Origin of the sequence: Nonomuraea sp. NPDC049141, assembly GCF_040648415.1 — a bacterium.
Taxonomy (GTDB): domain Bacteria; phylum Actinomycetota; class Actinomycetes; order Streptosporangiales; family Streptosporangiaceae; genus Nonomuraea.
Genome location: NZ_JBEZDR010000037.1, coordinates 20,003 through 34,251, shown reverse-complemented (window position 1 = coordinate 34,251; position 14,249 = coordinate 20,003). Strand labels below are relative to the sequence as shown.

Genomic DNA, 14,249 nt, shown 5'->3' with positions numbered 1-14,249 from the left:
GCAGCACCGCGGGCGGGCGATCGGTCATCGGCAATGCATGCCGGATCTGGCGCAAGTCGCGGGCGGGACCTCGTGAGCCACCGCGGTACGGGCCCAACGGCGCCCGTATGGAGGACCTTCGGCCGCTGTCACCTGGTGCGCCGAATGGTGGGCTGGATGGATGAACCCTTATCCCGTACGTGTCGAGGCCCGGCTGGAGGAACCGCTCAACCGGGGCCTGTGGATCGTCAAGTGGATCCTGGCGATCCCCCACTACATCGTGCTCGGCTTCCTGTGGATCGCCTTCGGCGTCCTCACCGTCGTCGCGTTCTTCGCGATCCTGTTCACCGGCCGCTTCCCGCGAGCGCTGTTCGACTTCAACCTCGGCGTGCTGCGCTGGACCTGGCGGGTGGCCTACTACAGCTACGGCGCCTTAGGCACCGACCGCTACCCACCCTTCACCCTCGGCCCCGCCTCGGACTACCCGGCCACGCTGGAGATCGACTACCCCGAGCGGCTCTCGCGGGGGCTGGTACTGGTCAAATGGTGGCTGCTGGCCACCCCGCACTACCTGATCGTGGGCCTGTTCACCAGCGGCAGCGTCATCTCCTGGCGCGGCGGGCTTCCCGACGCGGGCGGCGTGCTCTACACCCTGGACTGGGGCGGCCTGATCGGACTGCTCGTCCTCATCGGCGCAGCCTTCCTGCTGTTCTCCGGCCGCTACCCGCACGGCATCTTCGACCTCGTCATCGGCCTGAACCGGTGGGCACTGCGGGTGGCCGCCTACGCCTGCCTGATGACCGACGCCTACCCACCCTTCCGCCTTGAGCAGGGCGGGCATGAACTGCCCAAGCTCGAAACCACGCCTCCATCCGCCCACGTCCCTGTACGACACGGCGCGGGGTCAATCGTGGCCATCACTATGGGCGCCCTGCTGGCCTTCGGCGCGATCGGCACCGCTGTAACGGGTACCGCTTCGGGTCTCCTGGACCGAGCTCGCAGCAGCGACGGTTTCGTCGCCACGACCGCCGGACGGGTCACCACCTCGACGTACGCGTTGACCACAGAGCAGATCGTCGTCAGCGGCCAGGGCGTGGAGTTCCTGCGTGACCTGGTGGGCCGGGTCCGCGTTGAGGCCGCCGGCCCCGATACGCCGCTGTTCGTGGGCATCGCCCACCGAGCCGACGCCGCCGCCTATCTGAACGGGGTGGCCCACGACCAGATCACCCGCGGCACCGGCGGTGACGACATCCGCTACCAGCGCCATCCCGGTGGCAGGCCGGACGCCTTGCCCGGCTCTGAGACCTTCTGGGCGGCGAGCGGGCCAGGGTACGTGGAGTGGGACGTCCAGCCGGGCGACTGGACCGTCGTCATCATGAACGCCGATGGCGCGTCCCCGGTCACCACCGATCTCAAGCTGGCCGCCACCCTGCCCTGGCTGGCCGCGCTCACCACAGGGCTGTTCATCGCCACAGCGATCCTGCTACTCGCCGGCACCACGCTGATCCTCATCGGTGTCCGCCTGGCCGCAGCACCCGCCGCCGAGCGCAGGCAGCCGGCGCCGACTTCGTGACCATCGGCGCCGCCGCCGGGCACCGCTCCCCCCTGATGGTCGCGAGAGTAGAGGTCTTTCGCCTCTGTCGGCCGGGTTCGCCCGGCTGGAGGCTTCTGGCAAGAGGGGTCGCCCACGGGCCACTCCACCAGCTAAGCCGGCGAGGACGTCCGTGGCGATCCTGCCGGACCCGGCGATCTCGCCGACGAGCGAACGGAGCCTGTCCATGAACGGTTGGACCATTCCGGCGATCATCGTGGCCGGGCTGATACTGGTGTTCGCGCTAGCGGTGCGGATCGTCAAGCAGTACGAACAAGGCGTGCTCTTCCGGCTGGGCCGGGTGCAGGGAGTACGCGAACCGGGCCTGCGGCTGATCATCCCGGTCGTCGACGTCATGCGCCGGGTGTCGTTGCGGATCGTCACGATGCCGATCCAGTCGCAGGGCATCATCACCCGCGACAACGTCAGCGTCGACGTCTCCGCGGTCGCCTACTTCAAGGTGATCGACGCCACCAAATCCGTCGTGGCGATCGAGAACGTCCGTGCCGCCATCGACCAGATCGCCCAGACCACACTGCGCAAGGTCGTCGGCCAGCACACCCTGGACGAGACGCTGTCGGAGACCGACCGCATCAACCTCGACATCCGCCAGATCCTTGACGTCACCACCGTCGAATGGGGGGTGGAGGTGACCTTGGTGGAGCTGAAGGACATCCAGCTGCCCGAGACCATGAAGCGAGCGATGGCCAAGCAGGCCGAAGCCGAGCGGGAGAAGAGAGCCAAGATCATCAACGCCGAGGGTGAGCACCTGGCCGCCGCCGCGCTTGGCGAGGCCTCCGACATCATGATGGCCCACCCCTTGGCGTTGCAGCTGCGCAACCTGCAGAGCCTGGTGGAGATCGGCGTGGACAAGAACAGCACCGTCGTCTTCCCCGCCCCGCTGATGACCACCATCGCCGAACTCGGCGCCTTCCTCGCCCGCGAGCACAAGGCCGCCGCCCAACCCGCTCCCATCAAAGACGTCGCTCTGCCGGTCGCGGTTCCTCCGGGCAACGGCGCCACGGACATCGCCCGAGCAGGGGACGGATGAACGCACTGCGGCTGTCGACCACCGGGCAGGACGGCATGGCGACGGTGACCGTGACCGGGCGCTCGACATCGCCACCACCGACCGGCTGCGCGCCCCCACGTGGCGCAGACGCTCGGGAAGGGGAGCGGGTCGCGGCTGATCCTGGAGGTGCAGGCGTCGATGACCGGGGCCGCCTGGTCGGCGTCGTAGCACTGGACGGGCGCACCGCCACCCGCACCGACGTTTCGCTCATCGACCGTCGCGCGGCCCGAGTCAATGGCGTCGTAGACGTGCGCGACGAGTTGCCGTGGGACGAGGACGACTCCTGACGGTCCGCGCGTTCAAGTGTCGAAGGTCGCCAGTGTGGCGCTCTGCTCGGCCAGGAATTGGGCGAGCCCCGCACCGGGTCACCTCGACGGTTCGTGCATCACCGCGACGGGGGCAGGGAGCGTGGCGCCCCATGGCCTGGCTGACGGATCCGAGCAGAACGCGTCGCAGCCCGCCACGCCTGGTTCGACCTCTCCTCGCGTTCTCCCACTGATTGCCCTCCTCTCACCGCCCCCTGGACGGGCCTTGCCGCTTCAGGGGATTTCGGTCCTCCGGTGCGGAATTGAGGTGGCCCTGGCGGGATCCGGGTGCCGCGAGCACCGGCCACGACCGCCTCCAGTTCGTCGAGGGCGCCGATGACCGAAGGTCGTCCGGTGGCGCTGGGTCACCGTGGATCACCCAGACCGGGCCTGGAAGGGACAAACCGGGCTGATCACCAAGCTGGTCCGGCGGACCGTCTTCGAGCCGGCCCGCACATACGCGTTCGTGTGCGGCCTCGAGGTGATGATGCGCGCGACCGCCGAGGAGCTGCTGCGGCGCGGCGTGCCCGCCGAGCGCATCGCGCTGTCGCTGGAGCGGAACATGAAGTGCGGAATCGGCCCGGTGCGGCCACTATCTGGGCCGGCCAAGAGATCGTCCTTGTCGTGGGCCAACTCGCGGACCACCTCCACCACCTCGTCTCTTCGTCTCCTCGTTCCCACGATCTCCTCCACCGCCGACGCGCACACCAGCGAACGTCCTGAGCCCGAAGGGCCATCGGTCCTGAATAAGGGCAGGAGGAGTTGGCCCCTTGTGCGGATGCGCTGCAGAAAGGGCGAACGCCCGCCCCCCGGCACCGGGGGCGGGCGTGTGGTCGTGTTCACTACTTGAGGTACGGGTTGCGCTGCACGATCGGCAGCTTCCCCAGGCCGAGCGTGGCACCGGTGTTGGCCAGGGCCAGGCCGATAAGGACGATGGAGTAGATGATGTGCTCGTCCATGAAGGGGTTGTTGGCCAGCGGCAGTTCGGCCGCCCACATGAGGACCAGCAGGAGGGTGCCGGTGGCGGCGGCGATCCGGGTGCCCACGCCCAGGACCAGCGCGAGCCCGATGCCCAGCAGACCGGCCATGAACAGCCAGTCCACCCATGCCTGGCCGGCCAGGCTGGAGAATAAGCCGCCGAGCGCGTTCTCACCGCTGCCCTTGAGGAACCCGGTCGTCGGGCTGCCGCCCTCGAGCCAGGCGCGGTTGGCCGGGGTAGCGAAACCCCAGCCGAAGGTCTTGTCCAGGAACGCCCACAGGAAGATCCAGCCGATCGAGATCCGGGCGATCGCCCAGACGTAGTCGACGGGACGGCTTGCGGCGGTCGTGCCGCTCTGGGTGACGAGCCTGTTGACGGTGGTGGCCATGACGGCCCCCTTTCGGTGCTGATTCGTGGTCCTTGTCACGCCTCAAGCAAACCGTGCGGGAACTTTTCACGGCAGTGCCCTACGACCCGGAGAGCCGGGACCTTCGTCCCCTTTGCCATGAGCGAGCCGGTCAAGGTGTGGCGCCCTCAGGCTGCCGTCCTTGAGGGCCAGGATCGCGGCTCCGGCGAGCGTCCAGGCGGTTACCACGCCAAGGCTGACGCATTGCGCGGGCAGCCGTCGCAGGTAGGCGAGCCTCGCCGGCCCAAGCCCTGATTCCTCGGCCGGCTCCCACTCGGCGGGGACGCGTCCGAGCCGATGCGTCGCCTCCGCCTCCGCCCGGGCGATCTTGCCCAGCTCATCATGCACGCCGACCGGCGGTCTTGTCGTGTGCGCATATTCCAGGCCGCGCTGGATGGCCTTGCGGACCCACCAGGTGGAGAACCGGTTGCCCCTCGTGAGATTCGCTCGATCAGGTGCTCTCTGGCGGCTCGGCCGTCGGCGACGCTGCCTCAAGGCCCGGCTCCGTCACCCTTTGCTCGATCAGACGAGCGGCATGAGCCCCTGCCTCCCATCCGCTCGGCAAGCCGGATCTCCTGGTCAGCGGGCGGGCGCCCATCTGATCGTGTGGGTGCGGCCCGTTCACTCCTACGAGAATCATGCGTCCTCCTCTGTTCCTCATCCAGGACACGCTGGAGACGGCAGCCGGCGTAGCGCCGAGAGACCTCATGCGGTGGGGACTTTCGTTCCTTTTGATCAGATCTTCGGTCCGGTAGCGTCGCAGGCATGATTCGTGTCTTCCTGCTCGACGATCACGAGGTGGTGCGGCGGGGCGTGGCCGCCCTACTGGACTCCGAGGACGACATCGAGGTGATCGGTGAGGCCGGGACCGCGGAGTCGGCCATCGCCCGCATCCCAGCCCTCAAACCGGACGTCGCGGTGCTGGACGTACGACTGCCCGACGGCAACGGCGTGGACGTGTGCCGCGAGGTGCGCTCGAAGCTGCCGGAGCTGGCCTGCCTGATGCTCACCTCGTACGCCGACGACGACGCGCTGTTCGACGCCGTGATGGCCGGGGCGTCCGGCTACGTGCTCAAGCAGATCCACGGCTCCGACCTGGTCGGCGCGGTGCGCACGGTCGCGTCCGGCCAGTCGCTGCTGGACCCTCAGACCACCGCCGCCATGCTCCATCGCCTCCGCGATCAAGCGGCCAGAAAAGACCCCCTGGCCGCGCTGTCGGAGCAGGAACGGCACATCCTCGACCTGATCGGCGACGGGCTGACCAACCGGCAGATCGGCGAGCGCATGTTCCTGGCCGAGAAGACCGTCAAGAACTACGTCTCCAACCTGCTGTCCAAACTCGACATGCAACGCCGCACCCAAGCCGCCGCACTCGCCGCCCGGCTACGGGCGGAGCAGCGCGAACACCAGGCCTACGGTGCTCCATGACGAGGTCGAAGACGGACTGCACGTGACCAACGTGCCGGGCCCGCCGACGCCCTTGTGGCTGGGCCACATGCGTCTGACATCGGATTATCCGATCGCTCCGCTCTGCGATCGTCCCGGAGCCGCGGACCCAAGGTCCTGGCTCCCGCGCCCGCTCACGCTTCCGCGCTGGCAGGGAACGCGGCATCCACCCCGCGGTCGTCACGTGGCCGCACTTTCGTCCTGCGCCGGACGACCGTCGCCACGTCCGCGGTCTGGAGGAGGCTCTGGCGGCCCTGCACGACATGCCGTAGACCGCTCCACGTGCAGCGGCGCGACCGGTGGAGCGCACGGGAATCGGCACGGAACGGGGCCTTAAAGTTCTGCGTTGAGCTCGTCAAGGGTCTCGCTCAGGTAGCCGGAGAAGGCCCACACGTCGGGAACCAGGTCCCTGCAGGCGGTGATCCCGACGTCGAGGTGGCCGTCGTAGGAGAAGGCCGTGATGTTCACCGCGCCGCTCACGTCGGTGATCACGGACACCGGATAGTGCCCGAGCAGCCTCACCCCCGCGATCCGCAGCGGAAACTGCGGCCCGGGAACGTTGGACACGATCACATTTATGGGCGGCGCCGTTCTACCCACCAGGTCGAACGCGGCCCGGTCGGCCAGGCCGCTCAGCGCGGCGGGCAGGCTTTCGCTCAGCTCCTGCAGCCAGCACGCAGGAGCCAGCGCGAACCGTTCCTTGATCCGCCCCATCGCCTCGCCCACCAGTTCGAGCCGCCGCCGGGCATCGGCCACATGCGTGGGCAACTGGATGATCATGATGGTGACCTGGTTGCCCTCACTCGTACCCGCTCGCCCTCGCAGAGAGAACGGCACGCCTGCGATCAACGGAGCGTCCGGCAACGCCGCGTGGTCCACCAGCCAGCGGCGCAGCGCTGAGGCCGCCAGCGTCAGCACGACGTCGTTCACCGTGACACCGAAGGCGTTCTTGACCCGCTTGATCTCCTCCAGCGGCAGCTCGGCGAAGGCGTAGCGACGGTGGCCCGAGACCAGACCGCCCAGCGGGGTATGCGGGGCCGCGAAATCCGGAAGGTCGGGCAGAGGGCTGCGGCGCAATAGCCGCGACAGGTCGCCCGCACCCGGCAGCCGGGAGATGACGGGCAACTGATCCAGCACCGGCAGCGCCTCGCCGACGAACTTCAGCAGATGCGCGGGATTGCTCACGAGGTGCCGTGCGCTCCTGGCCAGCATGCGCCACAACTCCGGAGGGGCGTCCGGCTCGCAGGCGACCGCCTCCGGGGCAGGGTCCATGAGCGCCGCGAGCACCTCGGCCCCGGTCAACCCGTCGACGGCGGCGTGATGCACCTTGGTGTAGAGGGCGCAGCGGCCTCCGGTCAGGCCGTGGATCAGGTACATCTCCCACAGTGGACGGGCCCGGTCCAGCCGCCGCTCGTGCAGGCGGGCCACCTGCTCGGCCAACTGCGCGTCGTCACCAGGGGGTGGCAGGGCAAGCTCCCGGACGTGATAGTCCAGGTCGACCTCGACGTCGTCGGCCCAGTACGGGTGGTCGAGCCCAAAGGGCACGTTGACCAGCCGCCGCCGTAACTGCGGCACGCCGGCCATCCGCTCCGCCAGCCTGTGCAGGATCTCGTCCTTGGCCAGGCCCGCTTCGAGTACGGCCAGCCCGCCGATATTCGCGACATTCGTCACCGTTTCGAAGCTGAGGAACTGCGCGTCCAGTGCGCTGAGCTGCCGCATGTCTCCACCCCAATCCGGCCGGAGCCTTTGTTCCACCCGGTGCCCCGGCGACACGAGCGTCCGTTTCATCACAGCAGGAGCGACCACGAACATCACATCGCGTGCCGCCTCGCCGTCCCAGAGCCATAGGTCCCTCACGGACAAGCCCAAAGACCAGTAGGCAGCGCCGGCGCGTTTTACTAATTCCCGTAGTAGTCGGGACCTTGGTCCCTTCTGCGACGTGGGCCGCGACGTCACCATGCCTCTAGGAGACAAACAGAGGTGATTGCAATGATGTGGTGGGGTTACAGCGGTATGAGCGGTTGGGGCTACGCGCTCATGGGTGTCAGTACAGTGGTGTTCTGGGGGCTGCTGGTCGCGTTGATCGTGGTGGCCGCCCGCTATGCGAGCAGGAACGTCCGCGTCGAGGCGTCCTCGGCGGCACCGGAGGAACTGCTCGCCCAGCGCTTCGCCCGCGGCGAGATCGGCTCCGAGGAGTACTACGCGGGCCTGGAGGTCCTGCACGCCAGGCACGACCGTCCCATCGGCGGCCGTTGAACGACGCACGGCACCGACGGCCGATGGGGCGGGCCTTGGTCCGTCCCATCGGCGGCTCACTCCGCTCAGCCGGGCCCCAACCGAGGCCTCTGACGCCGCCAGGACCGCCAAGCGACAGGGCGCCTCCGACGCGGTCGTCGTCTACCGCCGCACCCGCGAGCGGATGTCCGCCCACGACAGGGAGGTCACCGATGCCGTGGAGGAGGGTGTGCGCATGAAGTGGCCGTCCAGAGCAGGGTGAGAAGGGTGCCGGGGTACTCGTGGTCGGCGTCCAGCGGCACGCCGCGCACGGTGTTGGCGAAGGCGACGCCCCACAGGAAGGCCGGGCCGAGCCGCGCGGGCTGTCGGACTTGTTGCGGTACTCCACACCCCGCGGGCGATCAACGCCAGCAGGATGAGGAACAGCGGCAGGTAGAAGCCGCTGAACAAGTGCTCCAGCACGAGGGACTGACGGCCGTGCGGCACGGGACCTTCGGCCCTCCTCCCAGCCCGCCCGATCGGTGAAGGTGAAGCGCAAACCAAAGGAGAGTGGAGAGCATGCGCGCTGCCGTCGTGACCGGATTCGACAAGCCCCTGGAGATTCAGGAGGTGCCCGTCCCCGAGCCGGAGCCGTACCAGGTCCTCGTCCGCATCGAGGCCAGCGGCCTGTGCCACACCGACATTCACGCCGCCCATGGTGACTGGCCGGTCAAGCCGTCCCTGCCCTTAATCCCGGGGCACGAGGGCGTCGGCGTCATCGAGCAGATCGGTTCCGCGGTGACCGGCCGCAAGGTGGGCGAGCGGGTGGCCCTCCCCTGGCTCGGCTACGCCTGCGGCACCTGCGGATACTGCGTCAGCGGCCGCGAGACCCTGTGCGAAGCCCAGCAGAACACCGGCTACGCCCTCGAAGGCGGCCACGCCGAGTACGCCGTCGCCCACGCTTCCTACGTGGTCCCCGTCCCGGAGGGCATCGCCCCTGCCGAAGCGGCACCGCTGACCTGCGCGGGCGTGACCACGTACAAGGCGGTGAAGGTCTCCGGCCTGCGCCCAGCCGAACGAGCCGCGATCTTCGGCATCGGCGGTCTGGGCCACCTCGCCCAGCAGTACGCGCAGATCTTCGGCGGCGAGACCATCGCCGTCGACGTGACCGAGGACAAGCTACGGCTGGCCAGGAACCTCGGCGCCACGCACACGGTCAACGCGGCCACCTCCGACCCGGTCCAGGAGATCAAGGCGCTGGGCGGGGTGGACGTGGCCATCGTCCTGGCCGCCAGCCCCCGCGTCCTGGAGCAGGCCCACGCCTCGCTGCGCCGCGGTGGCCGCCTGGTGCTGGTTTCCCTGCCCAAGGACAACGCCATGAGCCTGCCCATCTTCCAGACCGTACTGGGCGGCATCACCGTCATCGGTTCCATCGTCGGCACCCGGGCCGACCTGGCCGAGGTGTTCCAGCTGCACGCCGCGGGACGCACCAAGGTCATCTACCAGACGCGCAAACTCGAGGACATCAACCAATCCTTCGACGACGTCCTCGCCGGCACCGTGCCCGCCCGCCTGGTCTTCGAGATGTGACCGCTCTATAAGGAGCGCACCGTTCGCCCGCCAAGGACTGCTTCACGCCCGAGGAGTCCAGGCCGGGGACGGTTGGACCGAGACCACGCCGGCTTGGGCCGGGATCCCAACCATGTGCCCTGAGGGATCGGGACCAAGGTCCCTAGGCCCATCCCGCTGGATCCGAAATATTGAGAGGCATGACACCCCTGGCGAAGATCGATGCGTACTGGCGTGCCGCCAACTACCTGTCCGTGGGGCAGATCTACCTGCTCGACAACCCGCTCCTGACCGAGCCGCTCCGCCCCGAGCACGTCAAACCCCGTCTGCTCGGCCACTGGGGCACCACACCCGGGCTCAACTTCTGCTTCGCCCACCTCAACCGGATCATCGCCGAGCGCGCCCAGGACATGATCTACATCGCCGGCCCCGGGCACGGCGGTCCTGCCGCGGTCGCGCACGCCTGGCTGGAGGGCTCCTACTCGGAGAAGTATCCGGACGTCTCGCAGGACGCCGCGGGCATGCAGCGGCTGTTCCGCCAGTTCTCCTTCCCCGGCGGCATTCCGAGCCACGTCGCGCCCGAGACGCCCGGCTCCATCCACGAGGGCGGCGAACTGGGCTATTCGCTGGCGCATGCGTTCGGAGCGGCCTTCGACAACCCCGGCCTTGTGGTGGCGTGCGTCGTCGGCGACGGCGAGGCCGAAACCGGACCGCTGGCTGCCAGCTGGCATTCCAACAAGCTGCTCGACCCCGACCGCGACGGCGTCGTGCTGCCGATCCTCCACCTGAACGGCTACAAGATCGCCAACCCGGCCATACTGGCCAGGATTCCCGAGGAAGAGCTGGTCAAGCTCATGGAGGGGTACGGGTACCGACCGCACATCGTCGGCCCGGACCACGAGCAGATGGCGCGGACACTGGATGAGGTGTTCGACCAGATCGCCGCCTACAAGGACGGCCGCGCCACCAGGCTCCCCATGATCATCCTGCGGACGCCCAAGGGCTGGACCGGGCCCCGCTTCGTGGACGGGCTGCCGGTGGAGGGCACCTGGCGCGCCCACCAGGTGCCGCTGTCCGGCGTACGCGACAACCCCGAGCACCTGGCGATGCTGGAGGAGTGGATGCGCTCCTACCGGCCCGAAGAGTTGTTCGACGCCGACGGCCATCCGGTCCCGCAGATCTTGCAGACCGTGCCGCAGGCCGAGCGCAGGATGAGCGCCAGCCCGCACGCCAACGGCGGCGAGCTGCTGCGCCCCCTGGCCCTGCCGAACTTCCGCGACTACGCGGCGGAGGTCAAATCACCCGCGACACAGACCAGCGAGCCCACCCGCCTGCTGGGCACCTTCCTGCGCGACGTGATCGCCGCGAACCCGCACAACTTCCGGCTGATGGGCCCGGACGAGACCGCCTCCAACCGGCTGCAGGCCGTCTTCGAGACCACCAGCCGGGCGTGGAACGCCGCCATCGAGCCGACCGACGAACACCTGGGCGCCGGCGGGCGGGTGATGGAGGTGCTGTCGGAACATCTCTGCCAGGGCTGGCTGGAGGGCTACCTGCTGACCGGCCGACATGGGATGTTCGACTGCTACGAGGCGTTCATCCACATCATCGACGCCATGTTCAACCAGCATGCCAAGTGGCTGGAGTCAGCGAAGAAGATCCCGTGGCGGCGTCCGGTCGCCTCGCTCAACTACCTGCTGTCCTCCCACGTGTGGCGGCAGGACCATAACGGCTTCAGCCACCAGGACCCTGGTTTCTTGGACGTCGTGGTCAACAAGAAGGCCTCCGTGGTGCGCGTATACCTGCCGCCGGACGCCAACACCCTGCTGTCGGTGGGCGACCACTGCCTGCGCTCCCGGGACTATGTCAACGTCGTTGTCGCCGGGAAGCAGCCCGTACTCGATCTGTTCACCATGGACGAGGCCGTCGCCCACTGCACGCGGGGCCTGGGCATCCTGCCGTGGGCGTCCACCGACCAGGATCAGGAGCCCGACGTGGTACTGGCCTGCGCCGGTGACGTGCCCACCCTGGAGACCCTGGCGGCGGCCGCGCTGCTGCGCGAGCATCTGCCGGAGCTGAAGGTGCGGGTCGTCAACGTCGTGGACCTGATGCGCCTCCAGCCCCCGTCGGAACATCCGCACGGCATGTCGGCCGCCGAGTTCGACACGCTGTTCACCATCGACAAGCCGGTCATCTTCAACTTCCACGGCTACCCCTGGCTGATCCACCGCCTCACCTACCGGCGGCACGGCCACCACAACCTCCACGTGCGCGGCTACAAGGAAGAGGGCACCACCACCACACCCTTCGACATGGCCATGCTCAACGACATCGACCGTTTCCACCTGGTCATGGACGTCATCGACCGCGTCCCCGGCCTCGGCACCACCGCCGCCCACCTGCGCCAGCGGATGGTCGACACCCGGCTCCAGGCCCGCGCCCACACTCGCGAGTACGGCGAGGACTCGGTGGAAATAGGCGCGTGGACATGGCCAGTTCCCGCCACACTTGCTCGCTCGTCGGCATGACGCACCCCTTTCCAACCCGGTCACCCTGTACGGCCACCCACTCCCTTGATACCGGTCGGTTCTGGAGCCGAGTAGGGTCGACCAGCCTGCCCACCTGGGACGAAAGCCTCGCCATTCACACCGGGGCGTTCCCGGGGCAACGGGCAGCCTCACCAGATTGTGCGGCCACGTCGTCTTCGTCAGCTCCTGATCACTGGTCCCGGTAGGAAACCGCAGCGCGCTGTCACGGTAGCCGTACCGGGACCTCCACAGGAAATACTTCTCGAACATGAGCTTCGCTGCGCGCCTGAGGCCCGGGGATCACGACGCCGAACTTGCGCGGCGGCGGCATCCGGTCGGAGGCACCACCAGGACAGGCCTGTGAGCACGCTGCCGAGCAGCCGCGCTGACTTGGGACTTTCGGCATTTCCAAAGGAGACAGGGTCAAGGGCTTTCGTCCCTACGATGGCGCCGCGGATAGCGATCCCATGGAGGGGAGGAATCGGAAGGAGGGGTCCACGATGCGGACTACGGTGAGAGATGTCATGACCACCCAGGTCACCTCGGTCACGACGGACACCTTGTTCAAGGACATCGCCGAGATCTTGGTGGCGAATGGCATAAGCGCCGCGCCCGTGTTGGACGGCGATGAGCAGGTCCTTGGCGTGGTGTCCGAAGGAGACCTGATGCGCAAGGAGGAGTTCCGGGAGCAGTACTACGGCGAAAGCTACCAACCGCCGCTGCGCGCCCGGTTGCGCCGGCGGATGACCGGTCAGGTCGAGAGTGGGAGCAGGAAGGCCGCAGGGGATACCGCAGCCGACCTGATGACCACGCCCGCAGCGACCGTCGCCCCATCCGCCTCGACCTCCAAGGCCGCCCGCATCATGGACGAGTGCGGCGTCAAGCGGCTGATCGTGGTCGATGCCGAGGGAAGGCTGCAAGGCATCGTCAGCAGACGGGACCTGCTCAGGATGTACCTGCGCGACGATGACGAGATCAGACGGCGCGTCGTCGAGGGCATCCCATCGCATGCCAGGTGGAACGACCGCGACGGGATCATCGTCGAGGTCCACGACGGCATCGTCACGCTGTCCGGTCACACGGGCAAGCGCAGCGAGGCGGCCGCCGCCGTCCGCGCGGTCGAAGGGCTGGACGGGATCGTCGACGTCCAGAGAGTCGTCACCTGGCAGGAAGACGACATCCTGGAACCGCCTGTCATCTGGGATCGCTCGTGAACCTCTCGTCCGAGGACATGGGGCGTGCAAGTGATCCTGGAAGGGCCTCCCGGAGACGGCGGCGATCACCTCCCCCAGCACGAGGTGGCCGAGATTGGAGTAGCGGGCCCGTGTACCGGGCGGATGCCTGAGCCGACGGTGGCGCGTCAGGAGCCGCTCGACGAACGGGGCAGGGTCCAGGTCTGTGCTCACCCCTCGGCTCGCACCAAGGCGATCGACAGACCCGGGTATCTCGTCGGCCCGCATCACCGCCTCGATGCGCCGGTCCGTCCCGCCGGCGTTGCCCATGTCACTCACCTCAGGCCATCGGTCCGACCAAGCGATGCCGCAACGGGTGGTAGTCAGGGCCGATCATCCCGATCTGGGCGGGAAAGCGAAGCCGTCGTTCGTGATGCGTGCACGACGGCGACGGGGCACGGCGCGTGATGCAGTACGGCCTGGCTCACCGAGCCGAGCAGCAGCCCTCTGACTTCCCCCAAGCCACGGGCGCCCACCACCAGCAGGCCTTCCCCGCCTCGCTCGTGGTAGGCGATCAGTGCCTTGAGCGGCGCCGCCAGCCGGTGCGCTTCCATGGCGGCGAAGCCCAGGGCGGCTACGGACGGCGGTGATCCGTCGAAGCCGGCCACCACCTCGTGTGCGTCGCGTTCGTCCGGGTCCCCGGCATGACGATCACCGGGCAGGAGGCGTGTGCCGCGACGTGGGCGCTCACCGAGCCGGCGACCAGTCCCGCGAGTGGTCCGTAGCCGCGAGTGCCTACCACGATCAGCTCCGCGTCCCTGGACAGATCGGTCAAGACCACGCTTGGCGGGCCCCTGTCGGTAAGCGTGTTGAGCGGCACCTTCGGATAGTGGAGTCCGACCCACCCTTCCACCGTCGTCCGAACATGCGGTGCCGCTCAGAGTCGTCCCTCTCGTCTTCGCCGGGACCTTCGTCCCTGATATGACCG

General features: G+C 68.3%; 13 protein-coding genes and 4 pseudogenes. 9 read left to right on the top strand and 8 right to left on the bottom strand.

What is annotated here, in order from left to right; all coding sequences use genetic code 11:
- Nucleotides 1–160 precede the first annotated feature (160 nt).
- From AB0B91_RS60355 to AB0B91_RS60345, 3 genes are all read left to right on the top strand, one after another.
- Complete coding sequence (locus tag AB0B91_RS60355; protein ID WP_358341469.1) at nt 161–1,552, top strand: DUF4389 domain-containing protein; 1,392 nt, start codon at nt 161–163, stop codon at nt 1,550–1,552.
- 151 nt (nt 1,553–1,703) lie between these two features.
- Nucleotides 1,704–2,621, top strand: coding sequence for a slipin family protein (locus AB0B91_RS60350; protein ID WP_358341466.1), 918 nt, complete (start codon nt 1,704–1,706; stop codon nt 2,619–2,621).
- Nucleotides 2,618–2,929: a hypothetical protein gene (locus AB0B91_RS60345; protein WP_358341463.1), complete on the top strand. Its 312-nt coding sequence runs from the start codon at nt 2,618–2,620 to the stop codon at nt 2,927–2,929. Before AB0B91_RS60350 ends, AB0B91_RS60345 begins: the two co-directional genes overlap by 4 nt.
- On the opposite strand, the pseudogene AB0B91_RS60340 reads toward AB0B91_RS60345, so the two are convergent.
- Nucleotides 2,874–3,107: pseudogene (locus AB0B91_RS60340) on the bottom strand (hypothetical protein); the annotation flags it as partial. The gene AB0B91_RS60345 and the pseudogene AB0B91_RS60340 overlap by 56 nt on opposite strands.
- Nucleotides 3,108–3,314: 207 nt before the next feature.
- Between AB0B91_RS60340 and AB0B91_RS60335 the strand changes: the two are divergent.
- Nucleotides 3,315–3,797 (top strand): annotated as a pseudogene (locus tag AB0B91_RS60335) (hypothetical protein); the annotation flags it as partial.
- On the opposite strand, the gene AB0B91_RS60330 reads toward AB0B91_RS60335, so the two are convergent.
- Nucleotides 3,790–4,314 carry a hypothetical protein gene (locus AB0B91_RS60330; RefSeq protein WP_358341460.1) on the bottom strand — a complete coding sequence of 175 codons (525 nt, stop codon included), beginning with the start codon at nt 4,312–4,314 and terminating at the stop codon, nt 3,790–3,792. The pseudogene AB0B91_RS60335 and the gene AB0B91_RS60330 sit on opposite strands and share 8 nt — an antisense overlap.
- A gap of 66 nt (nt 4,315–4,380) precedes the next feature.
- Nucleotides 4,381–4,680, bottom strand: coding sequence for a hypothetical protein (locus AB0B91_RS60325; protein ID WP_358341457.1), 300 nt, complete (start codon nt 4,678–4,680; stop codon nt 4,381–4,383).
- A gap of 417 nt (nt 4,681–5,097) precedes the next feature.
- Here AB0B91_RS60325 and AB0B91_RS60320 point away from each other — a divergent pair, with 417 nt between their 5' ends.
- On the top strand, nt 5,098–5,760 hold the full coding sequence (locus AB0B91_RS60320) for a response regulator transcription factor (protein WP_358341454.1): 663 nt from the start codon (nt 5,098–5,100) through the stop codon (nt 5,758–5,760).
- Between the two features lie 351 nt (nt 5,761–6,111).
- Here AB0B91_RS60320 and AB0B91_RS60315 read toward each other — a convergent pair whose 3' ends face one another.
- Complete coding sequence (locus AB0B91_RS60315; RefSeq protein WP_358341451.1) at nt 6,112–7,497, bottom strand: wax ester/triacylglycerol synthase family O-acyltransferase; 1,386 nt, start codon at nt 7,495–7,497, stop codon at nt 6,112–6,114.
- Between the two features lie 261 nt (nt 7,498–7,758).
- Here AB0B91_RS60315 and AB0B91_RS60310 point away from each other — a divergent pair, with 261 nt between their 5' ends.
- A complete protein-coding gene (locus AB0B91_RS60310) occupies nt 7,759–8,034 on the top strand; it encodes a hypothetical protein (protein WP_358341448.1) in 276 nt (91 codons plus the stop codon).
- 245 nt (nt 8,035–8,279) lie between these two features.
- On the opposite strand, the pseudogene AB0B91_RS60305 reads toward AB0B91_RS60310, so the two are convergent.
- A pseudogene (locus AB0B91_RS60305) lies at nt 8,280–8,463 on the bottom strand (cytochrome d ubiquinol oxidase subunit II); the annotation flags it as partial.
- A 108-nt stretch (nt 8,464–8,571) separates the two neighbouring features.
- Here AB0B91_RS60305 and AB0B91_RS60300 point away from each other — a divergent pair.
- The 3 genes from AB0B91_RS60300 to AB0B91_RS60290 all read left to right on the top strand — a co-directional run bounded on the left by AB0B91_RS60300 (nt 8,572) and on the right by AB0B91_RS60290 (nt 13,303).
- Nucleotides 8,572–9,582 (top strand): zinc-dependent alcohol dehydrogenase, encoded by a 1,011-nt coding sequence (locus AB0B91_RS60300; RefSeq protein ID WP_358341445.1) that lies wholly within the window; start codon nt 8,572–8,574, stop codon nt 9,580–9,582.
- Nucleotides 9,583–9,761: 179 nt separating this feature from the next.
- The gene (locus tag AB0B91_RS60295; RefSeq protein WP_358341443.1) at nt 9,762–12,089 is read left to right on the top strand and encodes a phosphoketolase family protein; all 2,328 of its coding nucleotides are present in this window, start codon (nt 9,762–9,764) and stop codon (nt 12,087–12,089) included.
- 524 nt (nt 12,090–12,613) lie between these two features.
- A complete protein-coding gene (locus AB0B91_RS60290; protein ID WP_358341440.1) occupies nt 12,614–13,303 on the top strand; it encodes a CBS domain-containing protein in 690 nt (229 codons plus the stop codon).
- 39 nt (nt 13,304–13,342) lie between these two features.
- On the opposite strand, the pseudogene AB0B91_RS60285 reads toward AB0B91_RS60290, so the two are convergent.
- The 3 genes and pseudogenes from AB0B91_RS60285 to AB0B91_RS60275 form a co-directional block, all read right to left on the bottom strand.
- Nucleotides 13,343–13,549, bottom strand: a pseudogene (locus tag AB0B91_RS60285) (serine hydrolase); the annotation flags it as partial.
- A gap of 95 nt (nt 13,550–13,644) precedes the next feature.
- Nucleotides 13,645–13,929 (bottom strand): universal stress protein, encoded by a 285-nt coding sequence (locus AB0B91_RS60280; protein ID WP_358341438.1) that lies wholly within the window; start codon nt 13,927–13,929, stop codon nt 13,645–13,647.
- Nucleotides 13,896–14,141 (bottom strand): universal stress protein, encoded by a 246-nt coding sequence (locus AB0B91_RS60275; protein ID WP_358341435.1) that lies wholly within the window; start codon nt 14,139–14,141, stop codon nt 13,896–13,898. The genes AB0B91_RS60280 and AB0B91_RS60275 overlap by 34 nt, the downstream gene beginning before the upstream one ends.
- Nucleotides 14,142–14,249: the final 108 nt, after the last annotated feature.